This window comes from Sphingomonas sp. Leaf30, assembly GCF_001422525.1.
GTDB classification, from domain to species: Bacteria; Pseudomonadota; Alphaproteobacteria; order Sphingomonadales; family Sphingomonadaceae; genus Sphingomonas; species Sphingomonas aerolata.
Genome location: NZ_LMKZ01000002.1, coordinates 204,570 through 223,404 on the forward strand (window position 1 = coordinate 204,570; position 18,835 = coordinate 223,404).

The following is an 18,835-nucleotide window of genomic DNA, read 5'->3' on the forward strand; positions in this document are numbered from 1 at the left end:
CGACGGCGGTCAGTAGATGTCGCGGCGGTACAGCCCGGCCTCGCTCATCGCCTCGACCCGGTCGTCGCCGAGGATGATCCGGAGTTCGGCATCGACCGCGCCCGCCATTCCGACGAGACTGCCGCAGACATAGATCGCCGCCCCCCGGTCCGCCCAGTCGAGCATCCGGTCGGCCTGTTCCGCGACCAGCGCCTGGACATAGCGCCCGCAGCCCGCATCGCGCGAGAAGGCGCGGTCGATCCGCTCGAGTGTACCCGCGGCATGCAGCGCATCGAGTTCGGCGGCGAGCGGACGGTCGTATGCGCTGCTGCGCTCGCCATAGATCAGCCAGGCAGGCGCGCCGCCGGTCCGCGCCCGCTCGCGAAGATGCGCCATCAGCCCGGCGAGGCCGGTGCCGTTGCCGATCAGCACGAGCGGGGTCGCCGGATCCATCGGTGTCGCAAACCCCGGATTGGCGCGAAGCCGTATGGCGATAGGATCACCGATCGACGCCACTTCCGTCAGCCAGCCTGAACCGATGCCGAGCCCGCCGTCGGCTGCGGGACATTGCCGCACGAGCAGCTCGACGCGGCCCGACTCCGGCAGCGACGCGACCGAATATTCGCGGTGCGCAAGCGGCGGCAGCGCCAACGGATCCCGCCCCCCTGCCTCGAAGGTCGCCGGATCGGGCAGCGTCGCCTTGGCGAGTCCCGCCGCGACCCGGCCGTCATCGACGATCCCGCAATCGGCCAGGAACCGCGCGACGCGGGCCGGATCGTGACGCGGCTCGATCTCGGCGATCGCGCCCGGTGCCCAGCGCGTGCCCGCGGGGATGCCGAGCTCGACCCGGTACATAGGCGCGCCCGGGCTGTCGGGATTGAGCCATGTTCGTGCGACCAGCGGCCAGGCGGCATAGTCCGCCGGCTGCCAGTCGGGCTGCGCCGGATCCGCGCCGATCGCGTGAAGCTGTTGCTGCCACTGGCGTTCGCCGTCCGCATCCGTCGCATCGAGCTCGATCCGGTCGAACAGGCGCTGCGCCCCACTCGCATGCAGCCACGCGTCGACGCGCTGACCAAAAGCGCAATAGTCGGGATATTCGCGGTCCCCCAGCGCCAGTACCGCGTAGCGGACACCGTCGAGGTCTGCCGGCGCGGCCATGACGCGGCGCTCGAACGCCCGGACGGTGTCCGGCGCATCGCCCTCGCCATAGGTCGCCACGACGAACAGGACGGTGCCGGCATCGCGCAGATCGGCCGGCGACACCGTCGCCAGCGGCCGGATCGCAGCACCCGGGAACGCCGCAGCGCTGAGGCGTGCGAGACGTTCGGCAGTGCCGGTCTGCGAAGCGTGGACGACCAGCACGCCGGGTCGGTCCGCCCCCCCCTTGTCGGCCGAGGCCGGTACCGCGACCGCCGCGAGCGCCCGCTTGGTCCGCCGTCGGCCGAGATACAGCAGCAGGCCGGTGACCGTGAACAGCGGCATCGTCAGGCTCGTCAAGAACAACGCGATTCGCCCGGGCAGACCGAAGAATGCCCCCGTGTGGAGCGGATAGATGCTGGTCGCAATCGTCTCGCCGACGCCGCGCTCGGCATAGCGCTCCGCCTTGGTCAGCGCGCCGCTGCGCGCGTCGAAGCGGAGTTCGTCGGTCATCCGGTCGGACCGCGCGCCGATCGGCACCATTCGCATCGTCACGGGCGCCGGGCCCTGCGGGACCGTGATCGTCACCCGGTCGAAACGCGCGCCCTCGCTCCGCTGGAACCCCGCCCAGGCCGGGGCGATCGGTCGCGACTCTTCCGCAACCTCACCCCGGTCGCCGCGACGGCCACCCGGCGCGCGCCCTTCGCGCCCGCCGCGTTCCGGGCGTTCGGTCGTGCCGGTCAGCATGTACCGCGCACCCCGCTGATACCAGTCATAGGACCACCAGAGGCCAGTCGCCGCACTGAGCAGGTAGAAGACGAGCACCCAGCCGCCGATCACCGCATGAAGCGCCCGGTACAGGTTGCGCCCGGTCTTGCGCAGGTCAAGCACGAACCAGGCGCGCCAGTCGAGCGGGTGGCGCGGCCAGCGCAGATACAGCCCCGACAGCGCGAAGAAGACGAGTGCCAGCGCGGAGAGACCGGTCAGCTGGCTGCCGATGCCGTTGCGTCCGCCCGGCAGCGCGAGCCAGCGATGGAGATTCTCGATCGTGCGAAATACCCCCGCGCCCGTGGCGGTGCCGAGCAACCGGCCGGTCCGCGGATCGATATAGCTGCGCTCGCCACCGCGCTGGCCCTTCTTCGCGGCGAAGCGCACCTGCGCTGCGAGTGTGGGATCGCGCGCGATCGTCAGGTCCTGCACCCGCTTGCCGTCGCGCTGCGCGGACGCAGCCCGAACCAGAGCATCGGGCGACAGCCTTGCCGCATCACCCGCCCCATTCGGCAGCGGTGCGAGGGTCGCCACGCCTGGGCTGAGCGCCGCCATGATCTCATCCTCGAACGCCATCGCGGCGCCGGTCACGCCCATCAGTGCGAGCACAAAACCCGCGGTAATCCCCAGAAACCAGTGCATCTGGAACAGCACGCGGCGCAGCGTCATTGCGTGCAGTCTCGAAAGATCATCATCTGCCTTCAGCCCCCCAGATCACGGATGCGGCACTATCACGTATTGCTATTGGTTCTCAAGTGCAGCTTTGAGTGGGTGTTGGCGGACGGTCGTCGTCACGCATCGACGCTTGCCCGGACGTCGCGGATCGGCAAGCATGCACCAATGGGGAGAGACACATGAAGACCACGATACTGGTCGCGCTGGCCGCGGCGACCGCGATTCCGGCCGACGCGCAAACGGCGCCACCGGTTGTGACCTATATCCAGGCTGGCACGCTGCTCGATCGCCCGGGCCAGGCGCCGCGCGGCGCGACCACGATCATCGTCCGCGACGGCAAGATCGTCGCGCTGCGTGACGGGTTCGTGGCGCCTGAGGCCGGCGCGACACTCGTCGACCTGCGCACCGCGTTCGTGATGCCGGGCATGGTCGACATGCATGTCCATCTCTGGGGCATCGGCGGCGACCCGATGCGCGCACGGCTCGAGGCCATGACCCGCGACCGGTTCGATGACGAGATGACAGCGGTCGCCAATGCACGGCAGACGCTCGCGGCCGGGTTCACCTCGGTCCGAGACCTTGGCGGCGATCCGCGCGGCATCCGCGCATTGCGCGATGCGATCGACGCGGGCGCGATCGAAGGGCCGAGCATCACCAATGCCGGCGAGATGATCTCCGTCACCGGCGGTCATGGCGATGGCGGCAACGGCCTAGCCGAGGAATTCGCCGATATGGTGCATGGTCGCGAGGTCAATGTCTGCAACGGGCCCGACGACTGCCGCCGCGCGGTCCGGGCGCAGGTTGCGCTCGGTGCGCGTGTCATCAAGTTCGCGGCGACCGGCGGCGTGCTGTCGAACGTCAGCGGCGGCCTTGGCCGGGCGATGACCCCGGACGAAATGCGCGCGATCATCGACACTGCGCACATGCTCGGCCGCAAGGTCGCGGCGCACAGCCACGCGACCGAGGGAACCCGCGCCGCGCTCGAGGCGGGGGTCGATTCGATCGAACACGGCACGTTTCTCGACGACGAGACCATCCGCCTCTTCAAGGCTAAGGGCGCCTATCTGGTGCCGACCGAGATCGCGCCGGTCGCGGCACTCGCCCAGGCACGTGGCGGCGCCCTGCCCCCGGCCACCATTGCCAAGGCCGAGTCCGCCGCAGCAGCAATGGCCGCCAGCCATCGCCGTGCCTATGCGGCCGGCGTCAAGGTCGCCTTCGGTACGGATACCGGCGTGTCGAAGCACGGCGACAATGCGACCGAATTCGCGCTGCTCGTGCAGAACGGCCTTACCCCCGCACAAGCTATCGCCGCGGCGACGAGCGGCGCGGCGGATCTGCTGGGGCGGGAGGATATCGGCACCCTCGCGCCCGGCAAGACGGCAGACATCATCGCGGTGCGGGGGTCCCCGCTCGACGATGTGAACCGGCTCACGCAGGTCGATTTCGTCATGCACCGCGGAGTCGTGGCGAAGGCGGTCGCGGCGAAGTGATCGTCACGCGGCGGCGGCCCCTGCGCGGCGAGCGCGCCGCCGCCGTAGCGGCTCAGGCGGTCAGTTGACGCCGCCGGATTTCGCCGAGCAGCGCTTCGGCGGCGGGATCGCCGACCTCGCCCTCCGTCGCGCGATAGGCCCCGATCACATCCGCATCCGACGCAGCGGCCAGCAGCCCACGGACCTCGGCGTCGAACGCATCGACCTCACCCGCCGCAGCATCGGCGGCGTCGTCGCTGCTGATCGCCGGTGCGTCGGCTGGCGACGGTTCATGCGCCATGATCGCGTCCTGCTTGAACACGTCAAAAGCGTCTGCGGCCTCGTCACGCTCGACAAAGGCGATCTTGAGCGAGGTGAGCAGATCGAGCGGCGATGCGATATTTTCCATATCCTCACGGTAGGCACGGGCCCGCGAATGGCAAGCGCGATCGCGTCTCGGCACGGCAAGTCCGTCGCTTGCTGGCCACGGCGCGCCGCGCGTCCCGAAGCGGGGCTGCTTATTGTACGATCAATCTCGTCCGCGTCTCTTGACGATCAGGCAATGGCCTATACGATAGCGGTAACATGAGTGGAGAGGGAAATTGATGTCGCATATCGCCGCGCCGGTCCTGTCGGCGTTGCCTGCGGACTGGCGCAACGCGCTGCTGCTTGGCCGGGTTGATCTCGGCGACGGCCCCACGCCGATATTGGTCAGCCGCGGTGAGGTCTTCGACATGTCCCGCGTCGCGCCGACCGTGTCGGCGCTCGTCGCAGGCGGCACGTTCGACGCTGCCGCCGGCCAGTCGCTCGGCACGCTCGAATCGCTCGACCTGTCCGCGGCGGTCGATGCGCCTGCGCGCCTGCTGAGCCCGATCGACCTGCAATGCGTCAAGGCCGCCGGCGTGACGTTCGCGGTGTCCGCGATCGAGCGCGTCATCGAGGAGCGTGCGCGGGGCGATGCCTCCAAGGCCGTCGAAGTGCGTGGCCGGCTCGAGGCCCGGATCGGCGGCAGCGTCCGTTCGGTCGTGCCGGGTTCCGCCGAGGCAGCGGCGCTCAAGGCAGCGCTGATCGAGGACGGGATGTGGTCGCAATATCTCGAGGTCGCGATCGGCCCCGATGCAGAGATCTTCACCAAGAGCCCGACGCTCTCGACCGTCGGCTGGGGTGGCCCGATCGGGATCCGGTCCGATTCGACGTGGAACAACCCCGAACCCGAAGTCGTGCTGCTAGTCGATGCAGACGGCGCGATCGTCGGCGCGACGCTGGGCAACGACGTCAACCTGCGCGATTTCGAGGGCCGCTCCGCCCTGCTTCTGAGCAAGGCCAAGGACAATAACGCCTCCTGCTCGATCGGGCCGTTCATTCGGCTGTTCGACGACGGCTTCACGCTCGACGACGTCCGCGCGAGCGACGTGACGCTCAAGATCGAGGGCGAGGACGGCTATGTGCTCGACGGGCATAGCTCGATGCGCGAGATCAGCCGCGACCCGACCGATCTCGTCACGCAGGCGATGAGCGAGCATCATTATCCGGACGGTTTCGTCCTGTTCCTCGGCACGCTGTTCGCCCCCACCAAGGACCGCGACGAACCCGGCCGCGGCTTCACGCACAAGATGGGCGACGTCGTCACCATCTCGAACCCGAAGCTCGGCGCGCTCGTCAACCGTGTCACCACCTCGCGCGATGCGCCCGCATGGACGCTGGGCATCGGCGGACTGATGGCCAATCTCGCGCGCCGCAACCTTCTCGACGCATGACCTACGATCAGACGGAGACTCCCGTGTTGCAGCAGACCAGCGCCAGTGAAGGCCGCGCCATCTATCCCAGTCTCGCCGGCAAGCGGGTCCTCGTGACCGGCGGGGGCTCGGGCATCGGCGCGGGTCTGGTCGAGGCGTTCGTTGCCCAGGGTGCGCGCGTCGCGTTCGTCGACGTCGCCGACGAACCCAGCCAGGCACTGCTCGAGCGCCTCGCGGTCGATGCGGCCCATGCGCCGATCTATCATCGCTGCGACCTGACCGACATCGATCAGCTGAAGACGGTGTTCGGCGCGCTCGAGCAGGCGCTCGGCGGGATCGACATCCTGATCAACAATGCGGGCAATGACGACCGGCACGGCGTCGACGAGGTCACGCCCGCCTATTGGGACGAGCGGCTGAACGTCAATCTTCGACACCAGTTCTTCGCAGCCCAGGCCGTCGTCCCTGCGATGAAGCGCGCCGGCGGCGGCACGATCCTCAACTTCGGGTCGATCAGCTGGCATCTCGCGCTGCCCGATCTGGTCCTGTACCAGACGTGCAAGGCGGCGATCGAGGGCCTGACCCGCGGCCTCGCACGCGACCTCGGCCGCGACGGCATCCGCGTCAACACGATCGTCCCGGGTAATGTCCAGACGCCGCGCCAGGAGAAATGGTACACGCCCGAGGGGGAGGCGGAGATTGTCGCCGCCCAGTGCCTCGATGGCCGGATCCAGCCGATCGACGTCGCAGCACTCGTGCTATTCCTCGCGTCGGACGATGCGCGGATGTGCACCGGGCACGATTATTTCATCGATGCGGGCTGGCGCTGAACCATGGATAGCGAAGCCCGCCTGCTCGCCTCGGTCGGCGCCGAACTGGGCGAAGGCCCGGTCTGGTCGGCGCGCGACAAGGCGCTGTGGTTCGTCGATATCAAGGCGCCTTGCGTCTATCGATATGATCCCGCGTCGCATGCGCTCGATCGCTTCGACGCGCCATCGCATGTCGGCTGGATCCTTCCCGCGCAGGACGGACTGTGGGTCGCCGGGCTCGCCAAGGGCCTCCACCGCTTCGATCCGCGCGACGGCAGCTTCACGCTGATGAACGGCATCGAGGCGGACCTGCCCGACAACCGCCTCAACGACGCCGCGGTCGATCCCGCCGGCAGGATCTGGTTCGGGTCGATGGACAACAGGGAAGTCCACCCGACCGGGCATATCTACCAGTGGCACCGCGGCGCCGTCAGCAGGACTGCCGTACCGCCCGTCGTCATCACCAACGGCCCCGCCATCTCGCCCGACGGGCGTACCGCCTATCTGGTCGATACGCTGGGCCTGTCGATCGCCGCGCATCCGATCGGTCTCGACGGCACGATCGGCGCGGGCCGGCCGTTCCTCAAGTTCGACGCGAGCAAGGGCTATCCCGACGGCGCGATCTGCGATGCCGGCGGTGGCGTGTGGGTCGGCTTTTACGGTGGCTGGGCGGCACGACGGTTCGCGCCCGATGGCACGATGACCGACGAAGTGCGCTTCCCCGTCTCGAACGTCACCAAGATCGCGCTCGGCGGCGACGATGGCCGCACCGCCTTTGCGACGACCGCGCGGCAGGGACTGTCGGCCGAGCGCCTGGCCTCGCAACCGCTCGCGGGCGACATCTTCACGTTCCGGACCGACATTGGCGGCATTCCCGTCATGCCGGTCAGCTTGGACCTTTAATCTCTAGACCTTGAACACGCCAACAGAGCGTGCACCATCAGGAAGGACGTCACTAATGAACGGCACGGCTACAGCCAGGGCCACGGGCTCACCCACCGATACGGGGGGCGTCAACAGCGCGCTGATCGCCCTCATCGTCGCGGTGGCGACGATCGGGGGCTTCATGTTCGGATATGATTCGGGCGTGATCAACGGCACGCAAAAGGGGATCGAGGCGGCGTTCGACCTCGGCAGACTGGGCATCGGCATCAATGTCGGCGCGATCCTGGTCGGATCGTCGGTCGGCGCATTCGCGGCGGGCCGGCTGTCCGACGTGATCGGCCGTCGCAACACGATGATGCTGGCGGCAATCCTGTTCATCGTCAGTGCGCTCGCAGCGGGGGCGGCGAACTCGTCGCTGCTGTTCATCATCGCGCGGATCATCGGCGGATTCGGCGTCGGCGCCGCCAGCGTCACCTCGCCGGTCTATATTTCGGAAGTCGCACCGGCCAATATCCGCGGACGGCTTACCAGCATCCAGCAGGTAATGATCATCTCGGGCCTGACCGGCGCGTTCGTCGCGAATTTCGCGCTCGCCCGCTTCGCCGGCGGCTCGACCGCCGAGTTCTGGCTTGGGTATCAGGCCTGGCGCTGGATGTTCTGGCTTCAGGTGATCCCCGCCACGATCTATTTCGTCGCGCTGTTCTTCATCCCGGAAAGCCCGCGCTACCTCGTTGTGAAGGGTCATGACGCAAAGGCCGAAGTGGTGCTGGCCCGCCTGTTCGGCGCGGCCGAGGCCCGCCGCAAGGTGGCCGAGATCCGCGCTTCGCTCGCGGTCGATCATCACAAGCCGCGGCTGTCCGATCTGGTCGACAAGACCACCGGCAAGATCCGTCCAATCCTCTGGGCGGGTATCGGTCTGGCGGTGTTCCAGCAGCTCGTCGGCATCAACGTCGTGTTCTATTACGGCGCGACGCTTTGGGAAGCCGTCGGCTTCACCGAGGACAATGCGCTTCAGATCAACATCCTGTCGGGCGTCCTGTCGATCGGTGCCTGCCTCCTGACGATCGCGTTGATCGACCGGATCGGGCGCAAGCCGCTGCTGCTGGTCGGCTCGGCCGGCATGACGGTCACGCTCGGTATCGTTGCCTGGGCCTTCTCGAATGCCGTGCCCGCCGCCTCGGGCGTCGGCGTCACGCTGCCCGGCAATACCGGGCTGATCGCCCTCGTCGCCGCCAATCTCTACGTGATCTTCTTCAACGTCAGTTGGGGCCCGGTCATGTGGGTGATGTTGGGCGAGATGTTCCCGACGCAGATCCGCGGTTCCGCGCTCGCCGTCGCGGGGTTCGCGCAGTGGATCGCCAACGCGCTGATCTCGGTCAGCTTCCCGTCGCTCGTCCTCTCGCCGGGGCTGGCCTTCACCTATCTCGGCTACGCGATCGCCGCGCTCGTCTCGTTCTTCTTCGTCCGCGCCGCGGTCACCGAGACCCGGGGTCGCGAACTCGAAGACATGACCGGCTGAGCCGGACCATGAAAAAGGGCGGGCGGGAGGTGTTCCTCTCGCCCGCCCCATTTCGGCCTATCGGTGGCGCGCTCGGCGCCTAGTGATTGTGCCGCGGCGTCTTCGCGGCAATCCCGCGATACTTGACCGCAAAGTCCAGCACCCCGCCCTGCGCCAGCTGCCCCGTCTTTTCACGGTACAGTTCCTCCCAGGGCGAGTTGCTCGGCGGGATCGGCGGCGCTGGCTCGGTCTTGCGACGGGCGATCTCCTCCGCATCGACCAGCGCGTCGCAGGTCCCCGCGACCAGATCGATCCGGATCATATCCCCGTCACGCAGCCAGGCGAGCCCGCCACCGACCGCACTTTCGGGTGACACGTTGAGGATCGACGGGCTGTCCGACGTGCCCGACTGGCGACCGTCGCCCAGCGTCGGCAACGTCAGGATCCCCTGCTGGATCAGGGCGTCTGGCGGCTGCATGTTGACCACCTCGGCAGATCCGGGCCAGCCGATCGGACCCGACCCGCGGATCACCAGGATGCACCGCTCGTCGATCCCCAGCGCGGGGTCGTTGATGCGGTGGTGATAATCGTCCGATCCGTCGAAGACGACCGCGCGGGCCTCGAACCGGTTCTCGGCTCCCGGCGTCGACAGATAACGCGCGCGGAACGAGTCGGAGATCACCGACGTCTTCATGATCGCATGATCGAACAGATTGCCCTTGAGCACCAGGAACCCGGCATGCTCCATCAGCGGCGCGTCGAGCGTGCGGATCATCTCGCGGTCCCGCGTCACCCGGCCCGTCAGGTTGTCGCCCAGGCTCTGCCCCGTGATCGTCAGGCAGCTCGTGTCGAGCAGTCCCGACTCCGCCAGTTCGTGCATCACCGCAGGCACCCCGCCCGCGCGGTGAAAGCGCTCGCCGAGATACTTGCCCGCCGGCTGCATGTTGACGATCAGCGGCACGTCATAGCCGTGCGTCGACCAGTCGCTCATGTCGAGCGCGACCCCCGCATGCTGCGCCATCGCCATGATGTGCGGCTGCGCGTTGCTCGATCCACCGATCGCGCTGACGACGCGGATCGCGTTCAGAAAGGCTTCGCGCGTCAGGATCTTCGACGGGCGCAGATCCTCATAGGCCATGTCGACGATCCGGCGTCCCGTCTCGAACGCCATCTGGCCGCGTTCGCGGTACGGCGCGGGGATCGCGGCGCACCCGGTCAGCGACATGCCGAGCGCCTCGGCGACGGCGTTCATCGTCGAGGCCGTCCCCATGGTGTTGCAATGTCCGGCGGATGGCGCGCTGTCGGTGGCGCGGGCCAGGAACTCCTCCTCGTCGATCTCGCCTGCGGCCAGCTTGCGCCGGCTGCGCCAGATCACCGTGCCCGAGCCGACGAGTTCGCCGTCATGCCATCCGTCGAGCATCGGCCCGCCCGACAGGACGATCGCTGGGATGTCGACGGTCGAGACCGCCATGATCCCCGCCGGGGTCGTCTTGTCGCATCCCGTGGTCAGCACGACCGCGTCGATCGGATAGCCATAGAGCGTCTCGACCAGCGTCATATAGGCAAGATTGCGATCGAGCGCCGCGGTCGGGCGACGGCAATTCTCGAAGATCGGGATCGTCGGGAACTCCATCGGGATCCCGCCCGCCGCGATGATCCCGTCGCGCGTCCGCTTGGCGAGCTCGACATGGATGCGGTTGCAGGGCGACAGGTCGCTGCCGGTCTGCGCAATCCCGATGATCGGCTTGCCACAGCGCAGCTCGGCGGGCGTGAGCCCGTAATTCATGAAGCGTTCGAGATAGAGCGCCGTCATGTCCGAGCGGGCGGGGTCGGCGAACCAGTCGCGCGAACGAAACGGCCGAGCCGGTACGCGATCCAAAGCTTCTCTCCTCCAAGTCAATCCGATAGCGCTACCTTTACCTGCCGAACAGTCAAGCTCGGCGCGACACTTCGCGGCGAAACAGCCGCCGCAACGGGATCGCCGTAAGACGATTTGAGGTTCGCGGCAATTGTAACACGCGTGCAACATGGCGGATTGACGCTCGATCGTGAAGCTGTTGAAACCGGTACATAATCGTGCGGGTCGGGAGAGCCGGAATGCGACAGGTCACAGGCATGTATGCCATATCGCCACGATCGCCGTCGGACGAGCCGTGTGCCGGACGCTCCATCCTAGGGCCACGCCGGTCGACCGGCATCCTGGTGAACCTCGTCCGGTGACGCCGCGACAGATCGATCTGGTCCGCGACAGCTTCGTCCATATCCTGTTCGCGGCGGACGAAGCCTCGACGATCTTCTACGACCGAGTGTTCGCGCTCGCCCCGGAATCCCGCGCGCTGTTCACGAACGACCGCACAGTCCAGGGCCGGCTCTTCATGCAGACGCTCGCCAAGATCGTCACCGGGCTGACCGCGTTCGAGGCGATGCGTCCTGAGCTGAGGGCGCTGGGCCGACGCCATGTCGCGTATGGCGCCAAGGATCATCACTACGCCATTATCGGCGACGCGTTGCGCCATGTCGTCGCGCATTTCGCCGGCGCGGATTTCGATCCTGATACCGACCGGGCCTGGCAGGACGCCTATGATCTGGTCGCGCGGGTGATGATCGCAGCAAGCCACGAGCACCACGTCTAGCGGGTTCGGACGGGCCGCGAAGCACGCGCCGCCGGCATCATCCCAAGCGGTCCGGGGCCACCGGCGCATAGCGCGGCACGACGAGGTGGATGACGGCGAGCGCGACGAGATAGGCGCAGGCCGCAACGATGAAGATCGGTTGATAGCTGCCGACGGTCTCGAGGATGCGACCCGCGAACTTCGCCATCAGCATGCCTCCGATCGCGCCCGAAAGGCCCCCCAGCCCCACCACCGACCCCGTCGCCCAGCGCGGCAGCAGGTCGCCCGGCAGCGCATAGAGATTGGCCGAGAACCCCTGATGCCCCGCACAGGCCACGCCGATCATCAGCACCGCCCACCACATGCTCGGCACCTGGGTTGCGAACGCGATCGGCACCGCACACAAGGCGCAGGCGAACATCGCGGTCTTGCGTGCGCGATTGACGCTGTAGCCGCGCCCGATCAGCCGCGACGAGAACCAGCCGCCCGCGACCGACCCGACATCGGCGAGCAGATAGACCGCGATCAGCGGCGGACCGAAGGCGAGCATCGTCACGCCATATTGCCGGTTGAAGAAGTCCGGCAGCCAGAACAGGAACGTCCACCACACCGGGTCGATGAGGAACCGCCCGAGAATATAGGCCCAGGTCTGGCGTTGCCGCAGCAGCGTCCGCCACGCGACGGGCCGACCGGGTTCGACCGGCTCGCTCTCGATATAGGCGAGCTCCTCGACCGTAACCCGGGGATGCTCGCGGGGGCGGCGATAAAAGCCGAGCCAGACGATCAGCCAGACGAGCGTGAGCAGCCCGGTCAGGATGAATGCCCAGCGCCAGCCCATCGTCACCGCGATGATCGGGACCAGCAACGGCGTGAGGATCGCGCCGACATTCGACCCTGCGTTGAAGATGCCGATCGCGAGCGCCCGCTCGCGCCGCGGAAACCATTCGTTGGTCGCGGCGATCGCGGCGGGAAAGGTCCCGGCCTCGCCGAGCGCGAGCGGAATCCGCGCAAGGATCATCCCGCTGGTCGAGGTGAAGAAGACATGCGCGACATGCCCGAGCGTCCACAGCGCCACCGCGAGCGCGTAACCGATCCGCGCGCCGAGCCGGTCGATCAGCCGGCCGAAGACGAGATAGCTCAGCCCGTACGCCGCCTGAAACCAGATGGCGAGGTCAGCATAGCCCGTCTCGCTCCAGCCATAGCGTTGCTGCAGATCGGGCTTCAGCGTCGGGAGGACCAGCCGGTCGACATAGCTCAGCACCACCGCGGCGAACAGCAGCGCACAGACGATCCACCGGACCCGGCCCCGCGGTTTCTCGACGTCGGCGGGGGTCGATCCGTCGGCGCTCACCAGTTGCACAGCGTGCCGTCTTCCAGCCGCGCGACCGGAAGATAAGCGCGCCGATAGTCATGGGTTTCGGCCAGCGCCTCGTCGATGTCGACGCCAAGGCCCGGCGCCTCCCCCGGATGCATCATGCCCGCATCGAAGCGATAGGCATGCGGAAAGACCGCGTCGGTCTCGTCCGTGTGCGGCATATGCTCCTGGATCCCAAAATTCGGGACAGACAGCCCGAAATGTAGCGCGGCCGCCATCGCCACGGGGGAAAGGTCGGTCGCGCCGTGGCACCCGGTCCGGATATGATAGAGGTCGGCGAGCGCGGCAATGCGGCGCAGATGCGTGATGCCGCCGGCATGCACGACGGTGGCGCGGATATAGTCGATCAGCTGGTGCTCGATCAGGTCCTTGGCATCCCAGATCGAATTGAACACCTCCCCCACCGCGATCGGCGTCGTCGTGTGGTGACGGATCAACTTGAACGCCTCCTGGTTCTCGGCAGGCGTCGGGTCCTCCATCCAGAACAGGTTATAGGGTTCAAGTGCCTTGCCGAGACGCGCCGCCTCGATCGGGGTGAGCCGGTGATGGATATCGTGGAGCAGGTGGACGTCCCAGCCCATCGCCTCGCGCGCCGCCTTGAACAGCTCGGGGACGACGCGGAGGTATTTCTCGGTCGACCACACGCTCTCGCTCGGCAGATCCGCATCGGCGGGCTCGTAGCGCGCGCCATGCTTGGCGACGCCATAGGTCGAGGCGAGCCCGGGCACGCCGCATTGCAGCCGGATCGCCTTGTAGCCCTTGGCCTGCTCGGCCTTCGCGACCGCGATCGTGTCGTCGATCGTCGTGCCATTGGCGTGCGCATAGACCATGCACGCGTCGCGCGCGGCGCCGCCGAGCAACTGATAGACGGGCATCCCCGCCAGCTTGCCCTTGATGTCCCACAGGGCCGTGTCGACCGCGGCGATCGCCGCCATCGTCACCGGGCCACGCCGCCAATAGGCGCCCTTGTAGAGAAACTGCCAGACGTCCTCGATCCGGTGCGCGTCGCGACCGATCAGGCAGGGCACGACATGATCGCTCAGATAGCTCGCGACGCTGAGTTCGCGACCGTTGAGCGTCGCGTCGCCAAGCCCGGTGGTGCCGTCGTCGCACTCGATCTTGAGGGTGACGAAGTTGCGCCCGGGGCATGTCACGATGACGCGGGCATTGACGATCCTGGGCATGACGATCCTTCAGGCGATTTCGAGAATAACGGTCTTGAGGCGCGTCGAGTCGGCACCAACGGAAATGTCGAACAGACCCGGCTCGACCACCTCGCGCATCGTGATGTCGAAGAACCGGAACGCGTCCGGGCCGAGCGCGAACTGGACCGTCCGGCGCTCGCCGGGGGCCAGCGTCACGCGTTCGAAGCCCTTGAGCTCGAGGATCGGTCGCGCGACGGACGACACCTGATCGCGCACATAGAGCTGGACGACCTCGTCGCCCGCGCGCGCACCGACATTGGCGATGTCGACCGAGACCGTGACACTACCCGCGATCCCGATCTTCGCCGACGACAGGCGCGGCGCACCGATCTCGAACTTGGTGTAGCTGAGCCCGAAGCCGAACGGGAACAGCGGCGCGGTCGTGTCGAACAGATAGCCGCGGCGCGCAGAGGGCTTCGAGTCGTAGAAGACCGGCAGCTGTCCCGTCGACCGCGCGACCGTCACCGGAAGCTTCGCACCAGGGTTGATGTCCCCAAACAGCGCCTCCGCGATCGCAGTGCCCCCCTCCTGCCCGACATACCAGCATTCGAGCACCGCGTTGGCCTGCGCCGTCACGCTCGGCCAGGACGGCGGGCGACCGTTGATCGCAACCACGATCACAGGCTTCCCCGTCGCCTTCATCGCGGCGAACAGCGCATTCTGCTCGCCGAGCAGGTCGAGACTGGTGCGATCGCCAAGATGCGTCTTGGCATAGCCCTCCCGGCTCGTCTGCTCGGTGTCGCCGACCGCGAGCAGGATGACGTCCGCGGTGCTGGCGACGGTAACCGCCTCGGCGATCAGGTCCCGGTTGCGCGCGGGATCGGCCAGCAGCACTTCGTTGGCAGAGCGGTCCTCGCTCTGCGTGATGAAGACGCCCTGCGCGTGCACGACTTCGGCCTTGCCCTTCAACCGCGCGCGAACCCCCTCGAGCAGCGACACGGTCGCCTTGGGGATCGACGAATAGCCACCGAGCCGCGCGACGGCCGCGTTCGGACCGATGACCGCGACGCGTTTTTGCGCGCCCGGGGTGAGCGGCAGGACACCGTCGTTCACGAGCAGCGCGATCGATCGCCGCGCCGCCTCGAGCGCCAGCGCGCGCGCCTCCGCATTGCCGGTCATCCGCGCCGCCGCTTGCGGATCGACGATCGCCTGTTCGAACATCCCCGACCGCATCTTCAGCGTCAGCATCCGCCGGCACGCGGCATCGACCGCCTCGATCGCCACCCGACCGCCGCGGACCTGATCGGCGAGCGAGCGATAGGCCTCGCCGTCCGGCAGGTCCGAATCGACGCCCGCCGCCAATGCGAGGCGCGCCGCTTCAGCCGTGTCCGCGGCGATGTGATGCAACGATGCGAGTTCGCCGATCGCCGCATAATCGCTGACGATCGCGCCGTCGAAGCCCCATTCGCCGCGCAGCACGTCGTTCAGCAGCCAGCGATTGGCGTGGCTCGGGACGCCGTCGATCTCGTTATACGACGGCATCACCGCGCCGATCCCGGTCCGCGCGACGACCGCGCGAAACGGCGGGAAGAAATTCTCGCGCAGTTCGCGTTCGGCGATTGGCGCGGGGGCGACATTCTCGCCGCTTTCGGGCTGGCCGTGCCCGGTCATGTGCTTGAGCGTTGCGAACACCTTGCCGGGTGCCAGCGTCTTGCCCTCGCCCTGCAGGCCGATCACCGCCGCGACGCCCATTTCCCCGCACAGATAGGGATCCTCGCCGAACGTCTCCTCGATCCGGCCCCAGCGCGGGTCGCGGGCGATGTCGACGACCGGCGACAGCGCCAGCACCGTGCCATGCGCCCGCACCTCGCGCGCGATCACCGCATTGACCCGGCGGACGAGGTCGCGATCGAACGATCCCGCCAGCGCGATCGCCTGCGGGAAGCTGGTCGCCTCCGGCGCCATGAAGCCGTGCAGCGCCTCCTCGTGAAACAGGATCGGGATGCCCAGCCGCGTGCGGGTCGTCGCCCAGCGCTGCGCCGCATTGACGAACGCGATCGTATCGGCCGGCGCGCGCCATCGGCCGGTAACGGCGGCGGCCGTGTTAGCCGCGGTGGCGGCCCCGCCCCGGTCGGATGGCCGCGCGATCTGGCCGATGCCGTTGGGATAGGCCGTATCGGCACGCGCCGGGTCGAAGCGCAGCGCGTCGTCCATCACCTGTCGCTTCGTCGTCGACAGCGTGATCAGCTGCGCGACTTTCTCGTCGAGCGTCATCCGCGCCATGAGATCGCGGACCCGCAGGTCGACGGGCGCGCGGGGATCGCGGTAGACCGGCAACTCCTTCGCGGCGCCGGCCATTCCAGGGGCCAGACCGGACGTCAAAGTGGCGAGCGATGCCGAACCCAGCCAGCGGAGCATGCCGCGGCGACTGGTCGCGATTGTCCTGAAACTCGTGCCGGTCACCCATCGTCTCCTGTCTTCAAACGCGGCATTGCTGTCGATGCCGTCATCGTGATAGCGATAACATGTTCGACAAGCAGACCCGTTGTCAATGCGGGAGGCTGTGCCGGGAGAGGAAAGAATGATGCGAGTGCGTTGGCTTTGCGTGGCGGTCGCGGTTGCGATGGCGAGTACGACCGGGGCGCAGGCGGAGGACGGCTACGACCTCTGGATGCGCTACCGCCCCTTGGCGAAAGAGGCGGCGACGGCGCTCGACCGGGATGCCGAATCGGTCGAAGTGCGCGGCCAGTCGGCGACGTTGCGCGTCGCCGCGGACGAGCTTCGCCGCGGTCTCGCGGGGCTGACCGGGCACGCTTTTGCCAGGGGTCCGAGCCCGCATCCGATCCTGCTGGCGACCTCGGCGGACGCTGATGTCGGACGGCTCGGGCTGCCGCTGAAAGATCTTGGCGACGAAGGCTATATCGTGCGGGAGGTGCGTCTGGGTGGCCGCGACGTCACGCTGGTGACCGCGCGTACCGACCGCGGCGTGCTCTACGGCAGCTTCGCGCTGCTGCGCCACATCCAGACCGGCGGGCAGATCGACCGGATCGCGCTCGCCTCGACGCCGCGGGTAAAGCTGCGCGTGCTGAACCACTGGGACAATCTCGATGGCGTGGTCGAGCGCGGCTATGCGGGCCAGTCGCTCTGGGACTGGTGGACGCTGCCCGACTTCAAGGATCCCCGCTACACCGACTATGCGCGCGCCAATGCGTCGATCGGCATCAACGGCACGGTCCTCAACAACGTCAACGCCAAGCCCGACAGCCTGTCCGCCAGCTATATCGCCAAGGCGGCCGCACTCGCCGATGTCTTCCGCCCCTATGGCATCAAGGTCTATCTGTCGGCCCGGTTCTCCGCGCCGATCGAGCTTGGCAAGCTGAAGACGGCAGACCCGCTCGATCCCCAGGTCGCGGCCTGGTGGAAGGCGAAGAGCGACGAGCTCTACCGCGCCATTCCCGATTTCGGGGGCTTCCTCGTCAAGGCCAATAGCGAGGGGCAGCCGGGGCCGCGCGATTATCACCGCAGCCACGCCGACGGCGCGAACATGCTCGCAGCGGCGGTCGCACCGCATGGCGGCATCGTGATGTGGCGGGCGTTCGTCTATGCCGACACCGACCCGGACGACCGCGCGAAACAGGCCTATACCGAGTTCAAGCCGCTCGACGGCAAGTTCGCCGCCAACGTCGTCGTCCAGGTCAAGAACGGCGCGATCGACTTTCAGCCGCGCGAGCCGTTTCATCCGCTGTTCGGGGCAATGCCCAGGACGCCGCTGATGCTGGAGTTTCAGATCACCAAGGAATATCTCGGCTTTGCGACACACCTCGCCTATCTCGGGCCGCTCTTCGCCGAGACGCTCGGCAGCGAGACCTTCGCCGGCGGCAAGCGCGCGACGGTCGCCCAAATCGTCGAGGGCGGCATAAATCGCCACGCGCTGACCGGCATGGCGGGAGTCGCCAATATCGGCCGCGACCGCGACTGGGCCGGATCGACCTTCAACCAGGCGAACTGGTTCGCGTTCGGGCGGATGGCCTGGGATCCGACGATCGGCGCACAGCCGGTTGCGCGCGAATGGGCGGCGATGACCTTCGGGCCGAACCCCGCGATCGTCGCGCCGGTGACGGACATGATGATGGGCTCGCGCGAGGCGGTGGTCGATTATATGACGCCGCTCGGCCTCGCGCACGTCATGGCGACGGGCCATCATTATGGCCCCGGCCCGTGGGTCGCCGACCTGAAGCGTCCGGAATGGAATCCGGTCTATTATCACCGCGCGGACAAGGCCGGAATCGGCTTCGACCGGACGCGCACCGGCAGCAACGCCGTCGCGCAATATGCGCCAGAGCTTGCCCGCCGTCTGGCCGATCCAGCGACGACGCCGGAGCGTGACCTGCTGTGGTTCCATCACGTGTCATGGGACCGGCCGATGGCATCGGGGCGCAGCCTCTGGGCCGAGATGGTCCATGATTATGACCGCGGCGTCGGCTATGTCGCGGACATGCGCCAGCGCTGGGACGGACTGCGCGGCCAGGTCGATGCCGAACGCTGGGCCAAGACCGCGACCTATCTGGGCATCCAGGAGCGCGAGGCGCGGTGGTGGCGCGACGCCAGCCTCGCCTATTGGATGTCGGTGAACGGCCGGTCGCTGCCGGCCGGCGCCGCTGCGCCCGCGCATGATCTCGACTGGTACAAGGCGCAGCACCCCGCCTACGCGCCGGGCAACCCGCAATGAGCGGCCTTCGCAACCGAA

General features: G+C 67.7%; 13 protein-coding genes. 7 read left to right on the forward strand and 6 right to left on the reverse strand.

The features are described from left to right. Positions 1-9: 9 nt before the first annotated feature. Positions 10-2,553 carry a PepSY domain-containing protein gene (locus ASE89_RS07710; protein ID WP_056675709.1) on the reverse strand — a complete coding sequence of 848 codons (2,544 nt, stop codon included), beginning with the start codon at positions 2,551-2,553 and terminating at the stop codon, positions 10-12. A 185-nt stretch (positions 2,554-2,738) separates the two neighbouring features. On the opposite strand from ASE89_RS07710, the gene ASE89_RS07715 reads away from it, so the two are divergent. Continuing rightward, positions 2,739-4,049 carry a metal-dependent hydrolase family protein gene (locus tag ASE89_RS07715; protein ID WP_056675718.1) on the forward strand — a complete coding sequence of 437 codons (1,311 nt, stop codon included), beginning with the start codon at positions 2,739-2,741 and terminating at the stop codon, positions 4,047-4,049. A 52-nt stretch (positions 4,050-4,101) separates the two neighbouring features. Here ASE89_RS07715 and ASE89_RS07720 read toward each other — a convergent pair whose 3' ends face one another. Continuing rightward, the gene (locus ASE89_RS07720; RefSeq protein ID WP_056675725.1) at positions 4,102-4,437 is read right to left on the reverse strand and encodes a hypothetical protein; all 336 of its coding nucleotides are present in this window, start codon (positions 4,435-4,437) and stop codon (positions 4,102-4,104) included. Positions 4,438-4,633: 196 nt separating this feature from the next. On the opposite strand from ASE89_RS07720, the gene ASE89_RS07725 reads away from it, so the two are divergent. Genes ASE89_RS07725 through ASE89_RS07740 form a run of 4 tightly spaced genes read left to right on the forward strand, consistent with a single transcriptional unit; the run spans position 4,634 to position 8,977 of the window. Beyond that, entirely contained in the window at positions 4,634-5,785 is a 1,152-nt protein-coding gene (locus ASE89_RS07725; protein WP_056675727.1) for a fumarylacetoacetate hydrolase family protein, read from the forward strand. Further along, positions 5,782-6,594 (forward strand): SDR family NAD(P)-dependent oxidoreductase, encoded by an 813-nt coding sequence (locus ASE89_RS07730; protein WP_056675730.1) that lies wholly within the window; start codon positions 5,782-5,784, stop codon positions 6,592-6,594. Before ASE89_RS07725 ends, ASE89_RS07730 begins: the two co-directional genes overlap by 4 nt. Positions 6,595-6,597: 3 nt before the next feature. Then, positions 6,598-7,476, forward strand: coding sequence for an SMP-30/gluconolactonase/LRE family protein (locus ASE89_RS07735; protein ID WP_056675733.1), 879 nt, complete (start codon positions 6,598-6,600; stop codon positions 7,474-7,476). Positions 7,477-7,531: 55 nt separating this feature from the next. After that, complete coding sequence (locus ASE89_RS07740) at positions 7,532-8,977, forward strand: sugar porter family MFS transporter (protein WP_056675736.1); 1,446 nt, start codon at positions 7,532-7,534, stop codon at positions 8,975-8,977. 79 nt (positions 8,978-9,056) lie between these two features. On the opposite strand, the gene ASE89_RS07745 is transcribed toward ASE89_RS07740, so the two are convergent. After that, the gene (locus tag ASE89_RS07745) at positions 9,057-10,835 is read right to left on the reverse strand and encodes an IlvD/Edd family dehydratase (RefSeq protein ID WP_056675738.1); all 1,779 of its coding nucleotides are present in this window, start codon (positions 10,833-10,835) and stop codon (positions 9,057-9,059) included. 337 nt (positions 10,836-11,172) lie between these two features. Here ASE89_RS07745 and ASE89_RS07750 point away from each other — a divergent pair, with 337 nt between their 5' ends. Further along, entirely contained in the window at positions 11,173-11,589 is a 417-nt protein-coding gene (locus ASE89_RS07750) for a globin domain-containing protein (protein ID WP_056675741.1), read from the forward strand. A gap of 37 nt (positions 11,590-11,626) precedes the next feature. Here ASE89_RS07750 and ASE89_RS07755 read toward each other — a convergent pair whose 3' ends face one another. Genes ASE89_RS07755 through ASE89_RS07765 form a run of 3 tightly spaced genes read right to left on the reverse strand, consistent with a single transcriptional unit; the run spans position 11,627 to position 16,506 of the window. Then, on the reverse strand, positions 11,627-12,928 hold the full coding sequence (locus tag ASE89_RS07755; RefSeq protein ID WP_236701667.1) for an MFS transporter: 1,302 nt from the start codon (positions 12,926-12,928) through the stop codon (positions 11,627-11,629). After that, positions 12,916-14,127, reverse strand: coding sequence for a D-mannonate dehydratase ManD (gene manD, locus ASE89_RS07760; RefSeq protein WP_031394598.1), 1,212 nt, complete (start codon positions 14,125-14,127; stop codon positions 12,916-12,918). Before manD ends, ASE89_RS07755 begins: the two co-directional genes overlap by 13 nt. Before the next feature lie 9 nt (positions 14,128-14,136). Next, entirely contained in the window at positions 14,137-16,506 is a 2,370-nt protein-coding gene (locus ASE89_RS07765; RefSeq protein ID WP_056675744.1) for a glycoside hydrolase family 3 N-terminal domain-containing protein, read from the reverse strand. Positions 16,507-16,672: 166 nt separating this feature from the next. On the opposite strand from ASE89_RS07765, the gene ASE89_RS07770 reads away from it, so the two are divergent. After that, entirely contained in the window at positions 16,673-18,817 is a 2,145-nt protein-coding gene (locus ASE89_RS07770) for an alpha-glucuronidase family glycosyl hydrolase (RefSeq protein WP_056676405.1), read from the forward strand. Positions 18,818-18,835: the final 18 nt, after the last annotated feature.

What these genes read in the sequence shown, in the direction of transcription:
- ASE89_RS07710 (WP_056675709.1), bottom strand. Translation starts at nt 2,553, where the DNA reads ATGACGCTGCGCCGCGTGCTGTTCCAGATGCACTGGTTTCTGGGGATT.
- ASE89_RS07715 (WP_056675718.1), top strand. Translation starts at nt 2,739, where the DNA reads ATGAAGACCACGATACTGGTCGCGCTGGCCGCGGCGACCGCGATTCCG.
- ASE89_RS07720 (WP_056675725.1), bottom strand. Translation starts at nt 4,437, where the DNA reads ATGGAAAATATCGCATCGCCGCTCGATCTGCTCACCTCGCTCAAGATC.
- ASE89_RS07725 (WP_056675727.1), top strand. Translation starts at nt 4,634, where the DNA reads ATGTCGCATATCGCCGCGCCGGTCCTGTCGGCGTTGCCTGCGGACTGG.
- ASE89_RS07730 (WP_056675730.1), top strand. Translation starts at nt 5,782, where the DNA reads ATGACCTACGATCAGACGGAGACTCCCGTGTTGCAGCAGACCAGCGCC.
- ASE89_RS07735 (WP_056675733.1), top strand. Translation starts at nt 6,598, where the DNA reads ATGGATAGCGAAGCCCGCCTGCTCGCCTCGGTCGGCGCCGAACTGGGC.
- ASE89_RS07740 (WP_056675736.1), top strand. Translation starts at nt 7,532, where the DNA reads ATGAACGGCACGGCTACAGCCAGGGCCACGGGCTCACCCACCGATACG.
- manD (WP_031394598.1), bottom strand. Translation starts at nt 14,127, where the DNA reads ATGCCCAGGATCGTCAATGCCCGCGTCATCGTGACATGCCCCGGGCGC.
- ASE89_RS07765 (WP_056675744.1), bottom strand. Translation starts at nt 16,506, where the DNA reads ATGCTCCGCTGGCTGGGTTCGGCATCGCTCGCCACTTTGACGTCCGGT.
- ASE89_RS07770 (WP_056676405.1), top strand. Translation starts at nt 16,673, where the DNA reads ATGCGAGTGCGTTGGCTTTGCGTGGCGGTCGCGGTTGCGATGGCGAGT.